Here is a 21550-nt window from a genome sequence, read left to right as displayed (position 1 = left end):
GTGACTTGCCGGAATGACGCGGGAGGTTGCCTGGCGTCAGGGAAGGGTGAGGACCTCGGCACCCGATTCGGTGACGAGGAGCGTGTGTTCGAACTGCGCGGTGCGCTTGTGGTCCCTGGTGACCACGGTCCAGTCGTCGGCCCACATGTCCCACTCAATGGTGCCGAGGGTGAGCATGGGCTCGATGGTGAACACCATGCCCGGCTCAATGACCGTGTTGTAGGCCGGTGCGGCGTCGTAGTGCGGGATGATCAGTCCAGTGTGGAAGGCTTCGCCCACGCCGTGTCCGGTGAAGTCGCGGACCACGCCGTAGCCGAAGCGCCTGGCGTAGGACTCGATGGCCCGGCCAATCACGTTGATCTCGCGTCCCGGGGCAACGGCCTTAATGGCGCGGTTGAGGGACTCCCTGGTCCGTTCGACCAGCAGCCGCGACTCCTCGTCCACGTCCCCCACAAGGAACGTGTGGTTGGTGTCGCCGTGGACCCCGCCGATGAAGGCGGTGATGTCGATGTTGATGATGTCGCCGTCCTGCACCACTGTGCTGTCCGGGATGCCGTGGCAGATCACCTCATTCAGCGACGAGCACAGGGACTTGGGGAAACCGCGGTACCCCAGTGTGGACGGGTAGGCGTTGTGCTCCAGCAGGAACTCGTGGCCGATGCGGTCCAGCTCGTCGGTGGTGATGCCCGGCCGGATGTGCTTGCCCACCTCCACGATGGCCTGGGCGGCGATCCTGCTGGCCACCCGGATCTTCTCGATGGTCTCCGGTGACTTGACCTCTGACCCGGTGAATTTGGCCGGACCTGGCTTGCCGACATACTCCGGCCGCGCGATCGACGCGGGAACGGCCCGCTGCGGGCTGATGGTTCCCGGGGTAAGCGTGCCGGTGGGTGCGGTCGAGGCTAAGGAAGGCATAGATTGATCATATAAGGCAGCACAGAACGCCATGTAAATTAATGCGGCCCGCGGCTAACGTTGCGGGTTACGTTACGTGGATCACGGCGCCAGTGTGCTGTTAACCCGGAAAGCGAGGAACACCGATGCCCGAGTACTGGTACAACGTCAAGACCCACATGGTGGAGGAAGACGCGATGTCGGACTGGACCCAGCTGATCGGTCCCTACAAGACCCGGGAAGAGGCGGAACACGCCCTCGAGAAGGTCAAGGCGCGCAACGAATCCTGGGAAAAGGGCGACGACGACTGACTTTGCCGGCACCCATGCCCCTAGAACGCCCAAGCCCCTAGAACGAATGTTCCGGTCCGGGGAACTGGCCTGACCGGACGTCCTCGCCGTAGGCCTTGGCCGCGTCGCCCAGGACGGTCCGGAGGTCCGCGTACTGCTTGACGAACTTGGCCATCCTGCCGCCGCGGAGCCCTGCCATGTCCTGCCAGACCAGAACCTGCCCGGTTGTGGCATTGCCTGCGCCGATGCCGATGGTGGGCACCGGAATTGCAGCGTCCACGGCCTTTGCCGTCTCCGCGGGAACCATTTCCATGAGCACGCTGAAAGCACCGGCGTCGGTCAGCGCCGCAGCGTCCTCAACCAGCCGCGCGGCGTCATCGCCCCGGCCCTGCACGCGGTAGCCGCCCAGGGAGTGCTCACTCTGGGGCGTGAAGCCAATGTGCGCCATGACCGGAATGCCGGCCTGGACCATCGCTTTGACGGTTTCGGCGTAGAACTTGCCGCCCTCGATCTTCACTGCGTGCGCCAAGCCCTCCTTAAGGAAGCGCACCCCGGTGGCCACAGCCTGCTGCGGCGAAACCTCATAGCTGCCAAAGGGAAGGTCCGCCACCACCAGGGCGCGCTTGGCTGAGCGCGCGACCGCGCGGCACAGCGGCAGCAGCTCATCGACGGTGACGGGAAGGCTGGTTTCGTTGCCAAAGACATTGTTGGACGCGGAGTCGCCCACCAGCAGAACCTCGATGCCGGCCTGATCGAAGATCTCTGCCGTGTACTGGTCATACGCCGTGAGCATGGCGAAGTGTTCGCCGCTGGTTTTGGCCTGCTGCAGGTGGTGCGTGCGGATCCGGGAGAGCGGCTTCCGTACGGATTCCGACGGCGCCGCTGCGGCTGCCGCGGGGCCGCTCCCGTAAGGTGCAGGTACTTCAGCGGACATGCTTGGATCGGGACTGCTGCTTGAGGCCATGGCTAGAGCGTAGTCCGGTACCCACCGTGCTAGCCACCGGCCGGCAGGGGACCGCTGGTGATTCGCGTCATAACGGATTGCCCCGGGGGGTGCCCGGTCCCCGGTTGAGTGTTAACGCTGTGTTACGGGCTGCAGGCCCGCCAGCATCACGCGTAAATGCTTAGTAAAGTGATTCGTGAGCTGCCGCGGCTCCGTCGTGGACGGACCGGGGCATGAACGTAGACCGGAAAAGAGGCCTTCATGGACCGCCAGCAAGAGTTTGTCCTGCGCACGATCGAAGAGCGCGACGTACGCTTTGTGCGCCTGTGGTTCACCGACGTCGTGGGCTCGCTCAAGTCGGTGGCCCTGGCTCCTGCAGAGGTCGAGGGCGCCTTCGACGAGGGCCTGGGCTTTGACGGCTCGGCCATCGAGGGCCTTGCCCGCGTCTTCGAGTCGGACATGCTGGCCCAGCCGGACCCGTCCACCTTCCAGATCCTTCCGTGGCGCGGCGAGACGGAGCAGACGTCCCGCATGTTCTGCGACATCCTTACTCCCGACGGCGAGCCCTCGGCAGCGGATCCGCGCAACGTCCTCAAGCGCACCCTGGCCAAGGCAGCGGACATGGGGTTCACGTGCTACACGCACCCCGAGATCGAGTTCTACCTGCTCAAGTCGCAGGAACCTGGCCCCGACGGTTCGCCCATTCCGGTGGACGAGGGCGGCTACTTTGACCACGTCCCCGGCGGCGTGGCCCAGGACTTCCGCCGCACCGCCGTGACCATGCTGGAATCGGTGGGCATCTCCGTGGAGTTCAGCCACCACGAGGCCGGCCCGGGCCAGAACGAAATCGACCTGCGCTACGCGGACGCCCTGCAAACGGCGGACAACATCATGACCTTCCGGACCGTCATCAAGGAGGTGGCGCTGCAGCAGGGCACCTACGCCACTTTCATGCCCAAGCCTTTCACGGCCCACCCGGGTTCCGGCATGCACACGCACTTCTCGCTCTTCGAGGGTGACACCAACGCCTTCTTCGAGGCAGGGGCGGAGTTCCAGCTCTCCAAGACGGCGCGCCAGTTCATTGCCGGCATCCTCAAGCACGCCCCCGAATTAACCGCGGTCACCAACCAGTTCGTCAACTCCTACAAGCGCCTCTGGGGCGGGGGAGAGGCGCCCAGTTACCTGAGCTGGGGGCACAACAACCGCTCCGCCCTGGTCCGCGTCCCGCTGTACAAGCCGGGCAAGGGACAGTCAGCCCGGATCGAATACCGCGGCATCGACTCGGCCGCCAACCCCTACCTTGCCTATGCCGTGCTCCTGGGCGCGGGGCTGAAGGGTATCGAGGAGGGCTACGAGCTGCCTGCAGCAGCGGAGGACGACATCTGGTCGCTGAGCTCCGCCGAGCGCCGTGCGATGGGCCACGACCCCCTTCCCGCAAGCCTGCATGACGCCATCCGTGCCATGGAGGACTCGGAACTGATGCCGCAGATCCTGGGTGAGCAGGTCTTCGAGCACTTCCTGCGCAACAAGCGGGCCGAGTGGCAGGACTACCGCCTGCAGGTGACCCCCTATGAGCTGCAACGCAACCTCGCCATCCTTTAGGCGGCTGCCGTGAGCTTGGCCCGCCGGCTCATTACCGCCGGCTTCAGCGACCTCGAGAAGGGCGAACGGTTCCTTGCCGCCCCCGAGCTGGAGGGCATTGACGAGGACGTCCTGTTTGCCGGCCTGCAGCTGGCAGCGAACCCGGACGCCGCACTGCAGTCACTTGTCCGGCTGATCGAGAAGCACCCGGACCTGCGGAAGCTGGCAGCCGCGGACACCGAGGTGAGCGAACCGCTTTACCGGGTCCTGGGCGCCAGCGAGGCGCTGGGTGAATTTCTCATCCGGCACCCGGAGCACCTCGACGCGTTCAGCGTGACCGCAAGCCCGGAACCGCTCCAGGCCGATCCAGCGGAGCTGCGTGCCCAGCTGCTCAGATCGGTGCGCGCAGACCCCACCGCGGCCCGGCCAGTGGCGGGCATCTCGGGCCCCGAGGCCTACGAGGCACTCCGCACCGCCTACCGCAGGGGCGTGGTGGACCTCGCCGTCAAGGACCTCTGCGCCGCTGACCCGCTGGACTTCATGCCTGCCGTCGGCGCCGAGCTCGCGGACCTGGCGGGAGCGGCCATCGAGGCCGCCCTTGCGGTCTCCCGCGCCGAAGCAGCGGCAAAGTTCGACGCCGGGGAGGTCGCCGACGTCGCACTGTCGGTCATCGGGATGGGCAAGTGCGGAGCCCGGGAACTGAACTACATTTCCGACGTCGATGTTATCTACGTGGTGGAGTCAGGCGAGCTGGACGACGCCCGGGCCAACACCATCGGCACGGCGCTGGCCTCCGGCATCTCGCGCGCCATTTCGTCCCCGGCGCGTGAGCCCGGCCTGTGGGAAGTTGACGCCAACCTCCGTCCGGAGGGCAAGTCCGGGCCGCTGGTCCGGACACTGGCTTCGCACCAGAGCTACTACGCCCGTTGGGCCGAAAGCTGGGAGTTCCAAGCGCTCCTGAAGGCGCGGACCATCGCAGGCGACGCGGCGCTGGGCGCCCGCTACGAGGAGGCCATATCGCCGCTCGTGTGGACCTCGGCGAACCGCGACGGATTCGTCGAATCCGTGCAGGCCATGCGCCGCCGGGTCACCGAACACATCCCGTCGGCCGAGGAACAGCGGCAGATCAAGTTGGGCCGGGGCGGCCTCCGTGACGTCGAATTCACCGTCCAGCTCCTCCAACTCGTCCACGGCAAGTCGGACGAGTCCCTCCGGCGCCGGGACACGACGTCGGCCATCGCCGCGCTGTCGACCGGGGGCTACATCGGCCGGGCGGATGCAGCAGCCTTCGACCACGCCTACCGGTATCTGCGCCTGCTCGAACACCGCATCCAGCTGTTCCAGCTGCGCCGCACGCACCTCATGCCGGTCAAGGAGGAGCCCCTCCGCACGCTGGCCAAGGCGGTGCTCGGGCCCTTCTCCACGGACCGTCCGCACCCCGACGCCCTGCTGGCCGCGTGGCAGCGGACAAAACGCTCGGTCCGGGAACTCCACGACCGGATCTTCTACCGTCCCCTCCTAAACACGGCCGCCAAGCTGAGCAGCGAGGACGCACGCCTGACGCCGGAAGCGGCGCAGGGCAGGCTCGCGGCGCTGGGTTACCGGGACCCGCAGGGTGCACTCCGCCACATCGAGGCCCTGACGGCCGGGGTCAGCCGGCGCGCGGCCCTGCAGCGGCAGCTGCTGCCCATCCTCCTCGGCTGGCTGGCCGAAGGCGTGGACCCCGACGCCGGGCTGCTTGCCTTCCGCAGGATCAGCGAGTCGCTCGGCACCACGCACTGGTACCTCGGCATGCTCCGCGATTCGGCCGCGGCGGCCGAGCGGCTGTGCCACATGCTGTCCAACTCCCGCCTCATCGCCGACCTCCTGGAAGTCTCGCCGGAATCGGTGTCCTGGCTGGGCACGGACAAGGAACTGGCGCCGCTCAGCTTTGAGGCGCAGTGGCAGGAGATCACCTCCAAAATGTCCCGGCACTCGGACCCGGAAAACGCCATGCGCCTCATCCGGCTCATCCGCCGGCGTGAAATCCTGCGGATCGCCATCGCGGACAGCGCCGGCCTGCTCGGCCAGGACCAGGTGGGGGAGGCGCTGGCAGAGACAGACCGGGCCGCCATCCTGGGTGCCCTGCGGGTGGCGGAAAACATTGTCTCCGCCACTGCTCCGCTGAAGACATCGGTGTTGGTGGTGGCCATGGGCCGGCAGGGCGGGCTGGAAATCGGCTACGGGTCCGACGCCGATGTCCTGTACGTGCACCGGGCGCTGCCGGGAGCCTCGGAGGATGAAGCGCAGCAGCAGGCCGCGAAGATCGTGGGCCATCTTTCCAGCCTTCTGACGCAACCGCTCAAACCGGCGATCATGGCCGAGCGGGTCCTCGCCGTCGACGCCGATCTTCGTCCCGAGGGCAAGAACGGGGCCATGGTGCGGTCCCTGGAGTCTTACGCCGAGTACTACCGCCGCTGGTCGCTCATCTGGGAGGCGCAGGCTCTGCTCCGTGCCCGGCCGATCGCAGGTGACGACGGGCTCGCGGCGGATTTCGTGGCGTTGGTTGATCCCATCCGCTACCCGGCCGCCGTCTCGGAGGCGGACGTCCGGGAGATACGCCGCGTCAAAGCGCGGGTGGAGTCCGAGCGGCTGCCCCGCGGAGCCGACCCTGCCAGGCACCTCAAGCTGGGACGCGGCGGCCTGAGCGACGTGGAATGGCTCGTACAGCTGCTGCAGCTCCAGCACGCCGGAAGCCACCCCGAACTGCGCACCACGTCCACCCTGAAGGCTTTGCAGGCGGCGGCCTCGCTGGGGCTGCTGGAAGAGGAAGACGCCGGCCTGTTGGCCGACGCGTGGCAGCGCGCCAGCCGGATCCGTTCCGCGAACGTGATCTGGACGGGCCGCGCCTCGGATCTGCTGCCCTCCTCCCGGCGCGACCTGGAGGCGGTGGCCAGATGGTGCGGCTACGAGGAAGGGATGGCCACGGCGTTCGAAGAGGACTACCTGCGGGTGAGCAGACGGGCCCGTGCGGTGTTTGAGAAAGTCTTCTACGGCCACTGAACCGGTGCTAGGTTTGGGCGCATGGCTACCCAACTCTTCATGAACCTGCCCGTCCGGGACCTCGACAGGTCCGTGCAGTTCTTCACTGCGCTGGGTTTCAAGTTCAACCAGGACTACACGGATGAGAATGCCACCTGCATGGTGATCAACGACGACGCCTTTGTCATGCTCCTCGTGGAGAAGTTCTTCAAGACGTTCACCGCCAAAGAGATCGTGGACGCAACCTCGGCCACCGAGGCCATCATGGCTTTCTCGGTGGACAGCCGCGAAGAAGTGGACCACATGGTGGGCAAGGCCCTGGCAGCCGGCGGATCCGAATCCCAGCCGGTGCAGGATTACGGCTTTATGTACAGCCACAGCTTCCAGGATCCGGACGGGCACCTGTGGGAGGTCATGTGGATGGACCCGGCGGGTCCGCCGGCCGACGGGGCGGCACCTGCTTCCTGACGGACCATGAGGCCGGACGTATGGCTCATTCCGTTGCGGGACCTGGATGCCGATGCCCGGGCCATCCAGTTGGGTGCGGTGGCGGAACTGGAACTCGCACCGGGCCAGCAGGAGTTTGTGGGCGACCCGCTGCGCATGATGCTGGCAGGGCTCGAGGACGGGTCCCGCAGGCCCTATGTCATCGAGGCGGGCGGCAGGGCTGCCGGAGTGCTGACGCTGCAGTCGGGCGCAGCCGGGCTGGCCGGCTGGCCCGACGACGACTCCGCCTGGCTGCTTCGCGGGTTCCTGATCGACAGGCGCCGGCAGCGTCAGGGCTTGGGCCAGGCTGCGGCCTCTGCGGCAGTGGCGGCCGCCGCCAAACTGACGGCCAGGCTGGGTGGCGGCCAGACCGGCGTCGTGCTTTCAGTAAACGAGCGCAATCCCGCCGGGCAGGGAGCCTACCTGAAGGCGGGTTTTGCGGACAAAGGCGTCTACCTGGGCAGCGAGGCCGGTCCGCAGCGGACCATGTACGCCCCCTTCTGAGTGCCGATCCCGCCCGGAAACACCGCCGGACCGTTGCGCCGGCGCGGGTGCGTGCCTACGCTGTGTCTTGGCAGTGTACTTCAAACCTTGTTGGGGGGAAGGCTTGAAAAGGTCTTCGTCTCGGAGGCACTCGCCGGAACAGGCTGGCTCCCGGTCTCAGCACGTCGGGGGCCAGCTTCCGGCGCCCCAGCTGCGGCAGGACTTGGCACGGCAGGACGCAGACCATGCGCGGGCGCGAGCGAAGGGCGGCCATGCCAGGAGGCTCAGGAGGGCCGAGCTGCTGCTCATCGGGGCGGGCGTGGCCGCGACGCTCATCGCGGCAGCGTACCAGTACGCCGGGATCAGGAGCACTTTGGAAAGCAGCACGGCTTCCTCCCTGTATGCCCAGCAGCAGGAGATCGACCGGATCTTCGTGGACAATGTGGATCTGCAGCCGTATTTTTGGCGCCGCCAGGAACTGCCGGACGCCTCGGCGGTCGCGGATCCTGCGGGGAAGCGGGCGGCACAGCAGCTGGCGGGCCGGGCCGAAGCGACGGCCCACCGGATCCTGGACCACTTCGCCCACCTGAAGTACCAGATGGGAACGCAGGCCTTCACTTCTGAACGGGCCGACTGGGAAGCCTACATCCGGCGGAGTTTCGCGGACTCCCTCATTCTGTGCCGCGCGCTGCGGGATGACCGTGAAGCCTTCGGCGGCACTGGGGCGGATTCCCTCTGGGGACGGTACGCGGAGGAACCCTGCCGGGGCACGTGACCGAGGACGGGCACGTAACCGGAAACGGCACTGACCCGGAAACGGCACTGACCCGGAAACGGCCAAGGGCGGCCACCGGTCAGTAACCGGTGGCCGCCCTTGGCGGTGTCAGGAGTGTCTCCCTGAGGTCAGACTAGACGCCGTAGTAGAGCTCGAACTCGTAGGGGTTCGGGCGCAGGGACAGCGGGCGGATCTCGTTCTCGTACTTGTACTCGATCCAGGTGTCGATCAGGTCCTGGGTGAACACGCCGCCGGCCTGCAGGAACTCGTTGTCCTCAGCCAGTGCCTGCAGTGCTTCCTCGAGGGTGCCCGGAGCCTTGGGGATGTCCTTGGCTTCCTCGGCGGGGAGCTCGTAGAGGTCCTTGTCGATCGGAGCCGGGGGTTCGATGCGGTTACGGATGCCGTCGATGCCGGCCATCAGCTGGGCAGCGAAGGCCAGGTACGGGTTGGAGGAGGGGTCCGGAGCGCGGAACTCGATGCGCTTGGCCTTCGGGTTGGAGCCCGTGATCGGGATACGGATACCGGCGGAGCGGTTGCCCTGCGAGTAGACCATGTTGACCGGGGCTTCGAAGCCCTTGACCAGGCGGCGGTAGGAGTTGACCGTCGGGTTGGTGAACGCGAGGACAGCGTCGGCGTGCTTCAGCAGGCCGCCGATGTACCAGCGGGCGGTGTCGGACAGGCCGGCGTAGCCCTTCTCGTCGTAGAACAGCGGATCGCCGTTGCTCCACAGCGACTGGTGGCAGTGCATGCCCGAGCCGTTATCACCGAAGACCGGCTTCGGCATGAAGGTGACGGACTTGCCCCAGGCGTCGGCGGTGTTCTTGATGACGTACTTGAACTTCTGCAGGTCATCGGCCGCGTGGGTCAGCGTGGTGAACTTGTAGTTGATCTCGGCCTGGCCGGCGGAGCCAACTTCGTGGTGGCTGCGCTCGACCTCGAGCCCGGCCTCGTCCAGGGCAACACACATGGCGTCGCGCAGGTCGGCCTGCTTGTCGGTCGGGGAAACCGGGAAGTAACCGCCCTTGATGGGGGTCTTGTAGCCCAGGTTGCCGCCTTCTTCCTCGCGGCCGGTGTTCCAGTGAGCTTCTTCGGAGTCGATCTTGTAGAAGCTGCCCTCGGGGGAGGACTGGTACTGGACGTTGTCAAACACGAAGAACTCGGCTTCGGGAGCGAAGAACGCGGTGTCGGCGATGCCGGTGGAGGCGAGGTAGGCTTCAGCCTTCTCTGCCACACCGCGCGGGTCGCGGTGGTACGGGTCGCCCGTGCGGGGGTTCACGATGGAGAAGTTCAGCGCAAGGGTCTTCTCCATGCGGAACGTGTCCAGGAACGCGGTGGTGACGTCCGGAATGAGCTGCATGTCAGACTCGGCGATGCCCTGGAAGCCGCGGATGGAGGAACCATCGAAGAGCTGGCCGTTGACGAAGAAGTCGGCGTCTACGCTCTTGGCGGGCACGTTGAAGTGCTGCTGAACGCCGGGGAGGTCCGTGAAGCGAATATCGATAAACCGAATGTCTTCATCTTTGATGAACTTGAGGACTTCGTCCGCAGTCTTGAACATCTATGCTCCTTACGCATATGTAATAACTGGCCAGAAAGCCAAGTGGTCCAGCGCAATCCAATGGGCGGAAACACAAAAGTGCCCCGCTCCAGGCTCGCTAGCAACTGTTACCACCCTAGGGATTCGGGATTTCCCGTCCGTGTCCGCTTTGTTTCCGGGAGGTTACAGAACCTACTGATATCTAAACGCTATACGGTGTCCACACTGTGGTCCACGCCTATCCAGACTGTGAACGTCCGAGGGGCTGCCCGCAGCTCGGTAAACTTGGTATGTGGTAGATCGCAAAGACATCGGTTCGTGGCTCAGCGGGCCGGACACTTCCGGCATTTCCAAGTACCCTGGAGAACGCCTGGGCTTCCCCGAGGCAGGGCCCGGATCCATGGCCCGCGCCGGCCGGCGGATCCTGGCGATCACCATCGACTGGACCATCGCGCTGCTGATCAGCAACGTGTTCCTCGCCGGCAATTCCATGGCCACGCTTGCCATCTTTGCCGCCGAGCAGATCCTGCTGATCGGGACCCTGGGGTACAGCATCGGGCACCGGGCGATGGGCATCCACGTGGTGAAGCCGGACGGCTCAGCGGCCGGCCCGCTGGCCGCGCTGGTCCGCACCGTCCTGCTCTGCCTGGTCATCCCGGCGGTCATCTTCGATCCCGACCAGCGCGGACTCCATGACAAGGCCATGAACACCGTCCTCGTCCGCAGATAGCCGCGTAGGTAGCTGGCCGGCCGAGAGATATCCCTGGCGGAGCGCCCACCGCTCGAATAGGACCGTGGCGAAGGGGACCACCGCCGAGAGGCCTGCCAACAGCGCCACCTTGAAGGGCCAGCGCTGCAGGCGCCACAGGACAAGGGCAGCCGCTCCGTAGCCGATGAACAGGGCTCCGTGCACCGGTCCGGCAATCTCTACGCCGAGTTCGGTGGTTCCGGCGATCCATTTGAGATACATGCCGGCGAGGAGCGCAGCCCAGCTGAAGGCTTCGGCCACCGCCAGCAGGCGGAAGGCGCGGACGACGGCGGACACTGACGGGAATTTCACAGGAGGCTCCGGCTTCTGTAGGTGCTGGGGTCTGGCTGGTTTGAATATGCGCTTCAACCGGGATATGCCCGTTCAGACGAGAAACGCCCCGGGGCCGGCGCAGATGCGGCGGCCACCGGGGCGTTTCAAGCGGATCAGCGGCCGCGCTGGGGGCGGGCCTTGTAGGGGTCCACGCCCTTGGGGATCGGAAGGCGGCCGCCCAGAGATGAGATGCGCTTGGACACGGCGCTGACCTCGGTCTTGGTGAGCTCGTTGTTCAGCTTGTTCATCTTCTTCGCCACCTGGCTGATGGGGACCTGGCCTTCGCCGCGCCCCGTTTCGATGACGTGGATGGTGACGTTGGGAAGGATGCGGGCCAGTTTCTTCCGCTCGCCTTCGACCAGCGGACGCACGCGGTGCGTGGGTCCTTCGGCGACGAGGACGACGCCGGGACGCCCGACGGCGCGGAACACGGCGTCCTGGGTCCGCGGGTTCACAGCCACGGGCTGCTCCTCGGTGATCCAGCCGCGCTTCAGCGTGCTGAGGGCAGCGCCGGATGCACCCGGCTGGTTTTCGATCTGGGCGAAGGCAGCGCCCTCGGCGCGGCGGGAGAGAATGAACGTAGCCGCGAGGAAACCCAGCGGGATGCCGATGATCAGGCCGGTAATCCAGTTATTCAGCAACAGGCCAACAACAAGGCTGACGGCCACGACGCCCAGGAACGCCAGCAGCATGAGCCACGGAACCATGGGGTCGTGGCGGCGGGTCATGTTGAAGACCTCGCGGATTTGCTTGAGCCGGCTGGGCTTCTTTTCCTTCACGGCCTTGGGCTTGCGCCCAAAGAGTCCGCGCTTGGAGGCATCAGCGGCCGCAGGAGTGTTGTTGCTGGAGTCAGGGGATTTCGCCATAGTGCCTTAATTCTACGTGATTCACGACAAAGGGCCGGACGCCGAAAAGTTCCGGTGTCCGGCCCTTGGCCATAGGAAATACCTGGTGCTACTGGTGCGCCGCGAGCAGGGAGCTGGCTTCTTGGCGGGTGGTTCCGGAGTCTTGGATGCCGTCGGCGATGTGGGCGAGTTCGGCGGGGATGTCGCGGCCTTTTTTGCGCATGGCGGTGGCCCAGAGCCGGCCGGCGCGGTAGGAGGAGCGGACCAGGGGCCCGGACATGACGCCGAGGAATCCGATTTCCTCGGCTTCCTGCTGGAGGTCCACGAATTCCTGCGGCTTGACCCAGCGGTCCACGGGGAGGTGGCGTTCGGAGGGGCGCAGGTACTGGGTGATCGTGATCAGATCGCAGCCGGCGGCGTGGAGGTCGCGGAGGGCTTCGGAGATCTCTTCACGGGTTTCGCCCATGCCCAGGATCAGGTTGGATTTGGTGACCATGCCCAGGTTCCGGCCCTGGGTGATGACATCAAGGGAGCGTTCGTAGCGGAACGCGGGCCGGATGCGCTTGAAGATCCGGGGCACGGTTTCGACGTTGTGCGCGAAGACCTCGGGCTTGGAGTCGCAGATCGCGGCGATGTGCTCGGGCTTGCCGGAGAAGTCCGGGATGAGCAGTTCGACGCCGGTGCCGGGGTTCAGTTCGTGGATCTTGCGGACGGTTTCGGCGTAGAGCCAGACGCCTTCGTCCTCGAGGTCGTCACGGGCGACGCCGGTGACGGTGGCGTAGCGGAGCTGCATGGCCTGGACGGAGCGGGCCACCTTGGTGGGTTCGAACCGGTCCACGGGGGAAGGTTTGCCGGTGTCGATCTGGCAGAAGTCGCAGCGGCGGGTGCATTCGGAGCCGCCGATCAGGAAGGTGGCTTCCTTGTCTTCCCAGCATTCGAAGATGTTGGGGCAGCCGGCCTCTTCGCAGACGGTGTGCAGGCCTTCCTTCTTGACCAGGTTCTTGAGCTGGACGAATTCCGGGCCCATCTGGACCTTGGCCTTGATCCAGTCCGGTTTGCGTTCCACCGGGGTGGCCGCATTGCGCTGCTCGATCCGCAGCATTTTCCGGCCTTCAGGTGCCAGTGTCACAGGAGAGCTCCTTCGGGGGTTGCAACTAGGGCGTCTTCATTGTTGCGCAGTTCCTCGGTGATCCGCGAAACGAGATCGGCGGGAGATACGTCGCGGCCCGTTTCCTGGGCGATGGTGGTCACACCGGCATCCGTGATTCCGCAGGCGATGATCTGGCCGTACGGAGCGAGGTCGTTGTTGCAGTTGATGGCGAAGCCGTGCATGGTCACGCCCTGGCTGACCCGGATGCCGATGGCGGCGATCTTGCGGGCAGGACCCTTGGCATCCTCCTCGATCCAGACACCGGCACGCCCCTTGATCCGGACCGCCGTGATGCCATAGTCCGCGAGCACGGCGATGATCACGGCCTCCAGACGCTCCACGTAGTCGCGGATGCCGGCCTTGTTCTTCAGCTTGATAATTGGGTATCCGATGAGCTGGCCCGGCCCATGCCAGGTGAGCTTGCCGCCGCGGTCCACCGGAACGACGGGGGTGCCGTCGAAGGGCCGCTCGTGATCCTCTGTCAGCTTTCCGGCCGTGTAGACGGCGGCATGTTCCAGGAGGAGTACCGTGCTGGGGGCCTTGCCGGCCAGGACATTTTCATGGATTTCGCGCTGGAGGTCCCAGGCGCGGCTGTAATCGACGAAATCCGGGGCAAGACCGAGCTTTGTGAACTCAAGAGTCATGCGTTCCAGCTTAGACCTCAGCCGGCGTCCTGCCTGATAGTGTGCCCAACCTCTCATGCCTCCCCGGTCACATTCCGCGCTATTCCTGCGGACGGCGAAGCACCCGGGCACGCCTGTGGATAACTTCTGCAGGAACTGCTGGTTTCCGGTACTCCTTAAGCCATGGACAAGCACAGCTTGGAAAACCAAAGCTTGGAAAGCAGCAACCTGGAAATCCAGAACGCGAACATGCACGGTCCCGGGGGAGCGGCACCTGCCGTCCAGGGCTATTCCGTATGCCGCCGGCTTGGCCGTGGCGGCAGTGCCGAAGTGTGGCTGGTTTCGCAGGACGCAACCGGCGTGAAGCTTGCGCTGAAGTGCTTCGGCCGGCCGCCGGGCAGTATTGAATCAGCCCCTTCTGAATCCGGCGCTGCGGACCCGTGGCCTGCCATTACGCGGGAAGAGGATGTCCGCCGGGAACTCCTGCTCATGTCCGTGCTTGACCACGAACACCTGGTCAAGGCCTATGGCGTGGTCACCACTGATGATCCCGGCCGGTCGGATGAACCCGGAGAGGGCAGCTTCGGCCTGCTGATGGACTACGCGGCCGGCGGCTCGCTCCAGCAGCTGGTCACGGCGAGGGGCACCCTGAGTGTGGGCGAGACGGTCACGGTCCTGACGCCAATCGCGCAGGTCCTGGGCTATCTGCACGGAAAGGGCTTCACGCACTCGGACGTCGCACCCGGCAATGTACTCTTCACCGCCCATGGAAAGCCCCTGCTGGCAGACCTCGGCGTGGCCCGGATGGTGGGGGACGCTTCCGGAGTTCCTGATCTGCACACTGACGGCTTTGCTGATCCGGCACCGGTGGACGCGGTCCGGGCCGGACTGCAGCCGGAACGCGACGTCTATGCGGCCGCTGCTCTGGGCTGGTACTGCCTGACCGGACAGCCTCCTCCGCCATCCGTGGCCAGGCCGCCCCTTTCCCTGCTTGTTCCCGACGTGCCGGCGGAGCTGGCGGCAGCGCTTGAGGCGGGGCTCAGCGATGACCGGCGGCAACGACCGGCGGCCGCCGACCTTGCCACGGCTGTGTACCGCAGCGCGGCCGCAGCACCTGTGGACCTGTCCCGCTCGGTGCATGACACCGTGCTGCCTGAGTTGCTGACGCGCACGCCCATCCCGCCGTCCGGCGGACGGCTGAGGAAACGCCTGCTCGCCTGGCGAAGGCGGCTGAAGACCACGGGATGGGGCAGGTCCCTGGGCCGGCTGTCACCGCGTGGAGCGTCGACGCGAAAAGTCCAGGCCCTCTCGCTGCCGCACGCGGCTGTCGGGCATGCCGGAGTCAGGAATGCCGTCAGACACGCGGCGGTCCGGCATGCCGCTGTCAGGCATGCCCGAGTCAGGAATGCTGTCAGCCGTGCGGGGGTTCGGCAAGCCGCTGTCAGGCACGCGGCCGCCAGGCACAGGACAGGCACGCAAAGCAGCCGCCGCCTGGCAGTAGCTTGCAGCGTGCTCACTGTGGCAGTGCTTGCCGGCGCCGTTCTTCTGGGGCTGCCCGGAGTGGGGCAGGAGTTGGGCCAGGCGGCGCAGGAGTCGGGCCAGGCGGCGCAGGAGTCGGGCCGGGCGGCACGGGAAGCGGGCCTCCCGGCGTCCAGTCCCGGATCCCCGCAGGGTGCTGGCCTGCAGGGTGATGTCCGCCCTGAAGATGGCCTGCCCGATGATGTCCGGCGGCGGCTCGCGGCGAAGGATCCGGCGGAAGCGGTCGTCGGACTGGCGCAGCTCCGTTCGCTGGCGCTGCGGGAGGGCAGGCTGCACTTGCTCGATGACGTGAACGCCCCGAACACCCCGGCTCAGGCCGCGGACACACGGATCCGGGCCGGGCTGGAGGAAACCGGAACGGTGCTGGCCGGCTTCACCACGAGCCTGTCCCGTGCGCGCCGCCTGCCCGAAAGCACGCCTGCGAGGGCAGTGGTGGCGGTGACGTCGTCGAGCTCGGCCTACGAGGAGCGATCAGCCGGAGGCACGGTCGTGGCCACCGGAGCACGGCAGCGGGATGTGAAGCTGCGGCTGGTCCTTGTCCCGGTGGAGGGACGCTGGCGCATCGCGGACATCCTGGCGGGCTGAATCACCAACCGATTATCACCAACTGAACCGAACAGCTATTTTTCGCTGGCCACCCACTCCGCGGCCAGCGCCACCGACGGATGGTCCCACGTGAACCCGCTGTCCCTAAGCAGTGTCGGTTCGATCCGCTGGCTGGCGAGCAGGAGTTCGTCGGCCAGTTTGCCCATGACCAGGCGCAGGGCAGGGGCCGGCGCGCGCAGCAGCGCAGGTCGGTGCAGTGCCTTTGCCAGTCCTGCCACGAGGGTGTTCACGTCGGCGGCTTCCGGTGCTGCGACATTCACGGGGCCTGAATTCCCGGAGGTGAGGAGGAACCCGAACGCTGAGGTGAGGTCGGGGAGCGTGATCCATGGCCAGTACTGCCGGCCGCTGCCCAGCGGACCGCCAATGCCTGCCCGCAGCAGGGGCAGCAGGCGTCCCATCGCACCGCCCGACCTGCTCAGCACCACTGCGGTCCGCGGGGTCACAACCCGGACTCCGGACGGGGCCTCGTGGGCTGCCGTTTCCCACTCGGCGCAGATACGCGCCATGATGCCCTGCCCGGCGGGGAAGTCTTCCGTCAGCAGGGTCTGCCCGGCGTCGCCGTAATAGCCCGCGCCGGACTGGCTGATAAAGGTCCGCGGCGGGGAATTGAGGCGGCGCATCGCAGCGGCAAGGGTCCGGGTGGGATCGAGGCGCGACCGGAACAGCTCATCGATCCGATGCGGTGTCCATGGCCGGGCGCCGATGTTCGCGCCGGAAAGATTGATGACGGCGTCGGCTCCCTTAAGGGAGGCCGGGTCCAGGGTTCCGGCGGCGGGATCCCAGCGGATTTCTGACGGGGACGACGGCGGCCGCCTGACCAGCCGGACGACGTCGTGCCCGTCGGAGGAGAGGCGGGAGGAAAGGGCGGTCCCGATGAGCCCGGAGGCCCCGGCCATGACGATGCGCATGATCCATCTCACCATGCCCGGCACGGCAGGGCACCTCCCCGATGGCTCATGTCACGTTGACTATGATCGAACGATGACCTCTTCGAGTTACCTCCGGTTCCCTCATGTCCACGGCGATCTGGTCACGTTTGTGGCCGAGGACGACGTCTGGATTGCCCCCCTCAGCGGCGGCCGCGCCTGGCGTGTATCCTCACTCCAGCTGCCCGCCCGCAACCCGCGCTTTACGCCGGACGGGAAGCGGCTGGTCTGGACGGTAATCCAGGGGACGGCCCCCGAGGTGGTCATCGCTGATGTCGACGGCGGGGGGTACCGCCAGCTGACCTTCTTCGGGCACAGCACCACTCGGGTTAAAGGCTTTACCCCCGCGGGGGACATCGTGGTCACCAGCGCGTTCCGGCAGGCCGAGAGCCGCCACACGCACGCTTACCGGCTGTCCACGGACGGCGGCTGGGCCCAGGAGCTCCCGCTGGGACCGGTCGAATCCGTGGCGTTCGGCCCGGAGCTTGGGGACGAAAAGCCGGTGGTGGTGGGCAGCGTGCTGTCCCGCGAACCGGCGGCGTGGAAGCGCTACCGTGGCGGCACCGCCGGCAAGCTCTGGATCGACGCGGACGGAAACGGCGAGTTTGAGCGGCTGCTTCCGGAGCTGGACGGCAACCTGGCCGACCCGATGTGGGTCGACGGGCGCATTGCCTTCCTCTCAGACCACGAAGGCTACGGCAACCTGTACTCGGTCCTGCCCGGCGGCGGGGACCTGCGGCGCCACACCGACCATGAGGACTTCTACGTCCGCCACGCCTCCACCGACGGCAAACGCGTCATCTTCGAATCGGCCGGTGAGCTCTGGCTACTGCATAACCTCGGGTCCGAGGCCGTCCGCCTGGAGATCACGCTTGGATCGGCGTCCCAGGGCCGCCGTCCCTCGCTCCTCAAGGTCTCCAAGCACCTCGGCGACGTCCGGCCGGACACCGCAGGGGAAGCCAGCGCTGTGGAGGCCCATGGAACAATCCACTGGCTCCGGCACAAGGACGGACCGTCCCGCGTGGTCGAGGCAACGGCCGGGGTGCGCGCCCGCCTGCCCCGTCCACTTCCGGACGGCCGCATCGCATACGTGGCTGACCACGACGGCGAGGAGGCCCTGTTCATCAGGGAAATCGCCCCGCAGGTACCGGGATACGATGCCGCAGTCCATGCAGCCGCCAAGGCCTCAGCGGCGGCCAAGACCGGCGCTGCCCCGGACAGCGTACCCGCCGGGGATCAGCCGGAAGCTGCGGCACCGGAAGTTCCCCTGCCCAGCCCTGTCTCCGCCGCGGGCGTAGCGGGGCCCCGCGCCACCCACCCGGTGGCCGATGACGCTGCGGCCGACCTCGCCCCGGCGGAGGCAGCGACCGGGACTGCGACCGAAACAACGGCCGGCCAGGCAACCGGCACCGTTGCGGCAGAATCAGGCCCGCTCACGGTCCGGTTCCCCAGGCCTTCACGCGCCAGTGCCATCGAAGCCAGCCCGGACGGCCGCTGGATCGCCATCGGAACCGCCTTTGGCGACCTGTACATCGCTGACACCCGGGACGGCACGCTGACGGCGGTAACCAGCATCGGCGAGGGCAGCATTGAGGACCTCGCCTGGTCGCCGGACTCCGCCTGGCTCGCCTGGTCTGAACCGGTGACGTCCTTCGGGTCACGCAGCCGCCTGCGCCTGGTCCGTGCCGACGCCCTTGACACGAATGTCCGGGAAACCAGCACCCCGGACGCCATGGCCGGGACAGCCAAGGCCCCGGAGGCCAAGGCCGGGGCAGCCATTGTGGAGGTGACGGACGGACGCTTCCGGGACGAATCGCCGTCGTTCTCCCCGGACGGTAAGTTCCTGGCCTTCCTCTCCAACCGCAGTTTCGATCCCGTCTACGACGGCCATTCCTTTGACCTTTCCTTCCCCAGCCCCATCAAGCCCTACCTCGTGGCACTCGCGGCGGACACCGCTTCGCCGTTCGGCCCCAGCGTCGCCTTGGCGGACCGCACCGCACCCCGGCCCGGTACAGCGCAGTCAGGTGCAGCCAACTCCGGCGCAGCCGCAGAAGGCGAAACGGCGCCGGCCGCCGTGAAGGTGGACGCCGACGGCCTCGCCCACCGGGTCATCAGCGTCCCGGTCCCGCAGGGCAACTACTCGGCCCTGACCGCCGCCGACGGTGCGCTGCTGTGGCTCGACAGCGCCCTCGCCGGCGTCACCGGGGAGGGCAGGGCGAGCCTGGAGGACAAGAACGCCGCCCCGAGCCTGGTCCGCTTCGACCTGGCCAAGCGCAAGAGCACCACCCTCGTGGACTCCCTGGACAGCTACCGCCTGTCCGGCGACGGCAGGAAGGTGGTCCTGGTCCACGACAAGCAGGTCCGGGTGGTGCCCTCCGACGTGAAGGCCGACGAGGACTCCGGCCAGCAGGTCAAGGTGGACCTCACCCGCATCCGCGTCCTGATGGATCCGCTGAGCGTATGGGGCCAGGCGTTCGACGAGGCATGGCGGCTGCAGCGCGACTTCTTCTGGACCGAGGACATGGCGGGCCAGGACTGGGACTCCATCCACGCCCGCTACCGTCCGCTGGTGGAGCGGCTCGGATCGCATGACGACCTGGTGGACCTGCTGTGGGAGCTGCATGGCGAGCTCGGCACGTCCCACGCTTATGTGCGCCCGGCGGCGGCCACGGAAAACGGCAGCAACGGCCAGGGCCGGCTGGGTGCCGACCTCGCGTTCACCGGTGAGGGATGGGAAATCGAGCGCATCCTGGCCGGCGAATCGTCGGACCCGCTGGCCACCTCGCCGCTGACCCGGCCGGGCGCCGACGCCAAGGCCGGGGACGTCCTGCTGGCAATCGACGGCGTGCGCCTCACAGAGTCCCTGACCCCCGCCATGCAACTGGTGGGCGCGGCGGGACGTGCCGTTGAACTGACCATCCGCAACGGCGCCGGCCACGGCCCGGCAGCCGGAGCCCAGCGCCGGATCGCGGTCGTCCCCATCAGGGATGAGGAACGGCTGCGGTACCAGGACTGGGTGAATGCCAACCGCCGCACAGTACGCGAAGCGTCGGACGGCAAGTTCGGCTACCTGCATATCCCGGACATGATGGCCAACGGCTGGGCGCAGCTCCACCGCGACCTGGACACCGAGACGGCGCTTGACGGCCTGATCGTGGATGTGCGCCGCAACCGCGGCGGGCACACCTCCCAGCTTGTGGCCGAACTGATCGGTCGGAAGGTGACGGGCTGGAGCATGCCCCGCGGCGAAAAGCCCCGGACCTATCCGCACCACGCGCCGCGCGGTCCCGTCATCATCCTGGCCGATGAATTTGCCGGTTCCGATGGCGACATCATCACGCAGGTCTCGAAGCTGCGCGGCATCGGCCCGGTGATCGGCACCCGCACCTGGGGCGGTGTCGTCGGCATCGACAACCGCTTCACGCTTGCCGACGGAACAGGCGTGACGCAGCCCCGCTACGCCACGTGGTTCGGCGGCGGCGTGGGCTGGAGCGTCGAAAACCACGGCGTGGCTCCGGACATCGAGGTGACGTTCCCGCCGCACGCGTACGCTGCCCGCCGGGACCCCCAGCTGGAGTCGGGCATCACGGCGCTGAAGGAGATGGTGCAGGAGCTGCCCACGGACCGGCCGCCGGCCCGCGAGGGCTACCGCCGGCTGCGGCCGGAACCGCTGCCGGCCCGCCGCGCCGGCGCGTAGCGGGGAAGCCGGGGGCTGCCGGCCCAGAGCCGGCGGCCCCTCCCCGAAACGCATGAAGGCCCTGTTCCCGACTGGATTTACCAGGGGAACAGGGCCTTCGGGCTTTTAAGATCAGGAGGCCAGGGTGGCGTCCAGGGTGATCTCGATGCCGGTCAGGGCCTGCGATACCGGGCAGCCCTTCTTGGCGGACTCCGCGATGCGCTGGAAGTCCTCCTCGGAGATGCCGGGGATGCGGGCGTTCAGGGTCAGGTGGCTGCCGGTGATGCCGGTGCCGGGCTGGAAGCCAACTTCCGCCTTGGTGTTGACTTCGTCCGGGGTGAAACCGGCCTGGCTCAGCTCGTGGCTGAACGCCATGGAGAAGCATGCGGAGTGTGCCGCGGCGATGAGTTCTTCGGGGCTGGTCTTGCCGCCTGCCGCCTCGGTGCGGGCCTTCCAGGTGACGTCGAACGTGCCGAGGCCCGAGCTGTCCAGCGTGGTGTTGCCTGAACCCTCCGTCAGGCTGCCGGTCCATACAGTGTGCGCGTTGCGTGTTGTAGCCATGTCACTCCTCAACGTTGATTCGATCCGGGGTCCGGCGCCTGCCAGAGCCCCGCCGCTACCAATCCTATGGATTAGGTGCCCCGCGTGCACGGGTTGTCCGCTGTCAGAGGATTATGACCGAATTGCCGGATTTGCGGCCTGGTTCCGGGTTGGTTCGGCTGTTAGTTCCACAGGGTGGCGATGGCGATGTTGATCAGTGCCAGCCCGCCAACGCCGTGTGCGAGGCCGGTTGAGACGGGCTGCCCGTTCTTGACCTTGCGCGCGCCAATCACAGCCAGGACTGCCACCACGACGGCGATGACGAACTTGATGCCCAGCTTGGCGTAGTTCGGGTCGCCAAAATTGGTCGGATCCTGATTATGAAGAATCGGCAGTACACCCATCATGGCGATGCCTGTGAGCAGCTGCAGGAAGGCTCCGTCGCGCTGGCGGGGGTGCACGGTGGGCTGCTTCATCGTGCCGATCCAGTAGCCCACGATCATGGCCGCTCCGACGACGTGCAGGAACACCAGAATGTTGAAGAGAATAGTCAT

The 21550-nt window shown here is 66.9% G+C and carries 18 protein-coding genes and 1 pseudogene; 9 read left to right on the top strand and 10 right to left on the bottom strand.

The window, feature by feature from the left end:
- Nucleotides 1-36: 36 nt before the first annotated feature.
- Nucleotides 37-915: a type I methionyl aminopeptidase gene (map, locus tag G9E11_RS05085; RefSeq protein WP_190603391.1), complete on the bottom strand. Its 879-nt coding sequence runs from the start codon at nucleotides 913-915 to the stop codon at nucleotides 37-39.
- A 125-nt stretch (nucleotides 916-1040) separates the two neighbouring features.
- Here map and G9E11_RS05080 point away from each other — a divergent pair, with 125 nt between their 5' ends.
- On the top strand, nucleotides 1041-1205 hold the full coding sequence (locus G9E11_RS05080; RefSeq protein WP_190603389.1) for an SPOR domain-containing protein: 165 nt from the start codon (nucleotides 1041-1043) through the stop codon (nucleotides 1203-1205).
- 37 nt (nucleotides 1206-1242) lie between these two features.
- Here the strand turns inward: G9E11_RS05080 and panB are convergent, their stop codons facing one another.
- Complete coding sequence (gene panB / locus G9E11_RS05075; protein ID WP_190603388.1) at nucleotides 1243-2148, bottom strand: 3-methyl-2-oxobutanoate hydroxymethyltransferase; 906 nt, start codon at nucleotides 2146-2148, stop codon at nucleotides 1243-1245.
- A 240-nt stretch (nucleotides 2149-2388) separates the two neighbouring features.
- On the opposite strand from panB, the gene glnA (G9E11_RS05070) reads away from it, so the two are divergent.
- From glnA (G9E11_RS05070) to G9E11_RS05050, 5 genes are all read left to right on the top strand, one after another.
- On the top strand, nucleotides 2389-3729 hold the full coding sequence (gene glnA, locus G9E11_RS05070; RefSeq protein WP_190603385.1) for a type I glutamate--ammonia ligase: 1341 nt from the start codon (nucleotides 2389-2391) through the stop codon (nucleotides 3727-3729).
- Nucleotides 3730-3738: 9 nt separating this feature from the next.
- Nucleotides 3739-6750 carry a bifunctional [glutamine synthetase] adenylyltransferase/[glutamine synthetase]-adenylyl-L-tyrosine phosphorylase gene (locus G9E11_RS05065; RefSeq protein WP_190603383.1) on the top strand — a complete coding sequence of 1004 codons (3012 nt, stop codon included), beginning with the start codon at nucleotides 3739-3741 and terminating at the stop codon, nucleotides 6748-6750.
- Nucleotides 6751-6771: 21 nt separating this feature from the next.
- Entirely contained in the window at nucleotides 6772-7197 is a 426-nt protein-coding gene (locus G9E11_RS05060) for a VOC family protein (protein ID WP_190603382.1), read from the top strand.
- Between the two features lie 6 nt (nucleotides 7198-7203).
- Nucleotides 7204-7719: a GNAT family N-acetyltransferase gene (locus G9E11_RS05055; RefSeq protein ID WP_190603379.1), complete on the top strand. Its 516-nt coding sequence runs from the start codon at nucleotides 7204-7206 to the stop codon at nucleotides 7717-7719.
- Nucleotides 7720-7921: 202 nt separating this feature from the next.
- Complete coding sequence (locus G9E11_RS05050; RefSeq protein WP_190603378.1) at nucleotides 7922-8473, top strand: hypothetical protein; 552 nt, start codon at nucleotides 7922-7924, stop codon at nucleotides 8471-8473.
- Between the two features lie 133 nt (nucleotides 8474-8606).
- Here the strand turns inward: G9E11_RS05050 and glnA (G9E11_RS05045) are convergent, their stop codons facing one another.
- A complete protein-coding gene (gene glnA, locus G9E11_RS05045) occupies nucleotides 8607-10031 on the bottom strand; it encodes a type I glutamate--ammonia ligase (protein WP_111903635.1) in 1425 nt (474 codons plus the stop codon).
- A gap of 271 nt (nucleotides 10032-10302) precedes the next feature.
- On the opposite strand from glnA (G9E11_RS05045), the gene G9E11_RS05040 reads away from it, so the two are divergent.
- A complete protein-coding gene (locus tag G9E11_RS05040; protein ID WP_190603376.1) occupies nucleotides 10303-10740 on the top strand; it encodes an RDD family protein in 438 nt (145 codons plus the stop codon).
- Nucleotides 10741-10758: 18 nt separating this feature from the next.
- Here the strand turns inward: G9E11_RS05040 and G9E11_RS05035 are convergent.
- The 4 genes and pseudogenes from G9E11_RS05035 to lipB form a co-directional block, all read right to left on the bottom strand.
- A pseudogene (locus tag G9E11_RS05035) lies at nucleotides 10759-11070 on the bottom strand (DUF3817 domain-containing protein); the annotation flags it as partial.
- Between the two features lie 134 nt (nucleotides 11071-11204).
- Entirely contained in the window at nucleotides 11205-11957 is a 753-nt protein-coding gene (locus G9E11_RS05030) for a DUF4191 domain-containing protein (RefSeq protein ID WP_190603374.1), read from the bottom strand.
- An 88-nt stretch (nucleotides 11958-12045) separates the two neighbouring features.
- Nucleotides 12046-13065 carry a lipoyl synthase gene (gene lipA / locus G9E11_RS05025; RefSeq protein ID WP_190603372.1) on the bottom strand — a complete coding sequence of 340 codons (1020 nt, stop codon included), beginning with the start codon at nucleotides 13063-13065 and terminating at the stop codon, nucleotides 12046-12048.
- A complete protein-coding gene (gene lipB / locus G9E11_RS05020) occupies nucleotides 13062-13730 on the bottom strand; it encodes a lipoyl(octanoyl) transferase LipB (RefSeq protein WP_190603370.1) in 669 nt (222 codons plus the stop codon). The genes lipA and lipB overlap by 4 nt, the downstream gene beginning before the upstream one ends.
- Before the next feature lie 192 nt (nucleotides 13731-13922).
- Here lipB and G9E11_RS05015 point away from each other — a divergent pair, with 192 nt between their 5' ends.
- Entirely contained in the window at nucleotides 13923-15833 is a 1911-nt protein-coding gene (locus tag G9E11_RS05015) for a protein kinase domain-containing protein (protein WP_246468677.1), read from the top strand.
- Nucleotides 15834-15868: 35 nt separating this feature from the next.
- Here the strand turns inward: G9E11_RS05015 and G9E11_RS05010 are convergent, their stop codons facing one another.
- Entirely contained in the window at nucleotides 15869-16762 is an 894-nt protein-coding gene (locus G9E11_RS05010; RefSeq protein ID WP_190603656.1) for a TIGR01777 family oxidoreductase, read from the bottom strand.
- 73 nt (nucleotides 16763-16835) lie between these two features.
- Between G9E11_RS05010 and G9E11_RS05005 the strand changes: the two genes are divergently transcribed.
- A complete protein-coding gene (locus G9E11_RS05005) occupies nucleotides 16836-20477 on the top strand; it encodes a S41 family peptidase (RefSeq protein WP_190603368.1) in 3642 nt (1213 codons plus the stop codon).
- Nucleotides 20478-20588: 111 nt separating this feature from the next.
- On the opposite strand, the gene G9E11_RS05000 is transcribed toward G9E11_RS05005, so the two are convergent.
- Nucleotides 20589-21017 (bottom strand): OsmC family protein, encoded by a 429-nt coding sequence (locus G9E11_RS05000; RefSeq protein ID WP_111903455.1) that lies wholly within the window; start codon nucleotides 21015-21017, stop codon nucleotides 20589-20591.
- 161 nt (nucleotides 21018-21178) lie between these two features.
- Nucleotides 21179-21550, bottom strand: coding sequence for a hypothetical protein (locus tag G9E11_RS04995; protein WP_190603366.1), 372 nt, complete (start codon nucleotides 21548-21550; stop codon nucleotides 21179-21181).

This window comes from Arthrobacter ipis (assembly GCF_014694315.1).
GTDB lineage: Bacteria > Actinomycetota > Actinomycetes > Actinomycetales > Micrococcaceae > Arthrobacter > Arthrobacter ipis.
Note: the sequence above shows the minus strand (reverse complement) of the source record. Positions and strands in the feature narration are given on the sequence as shown.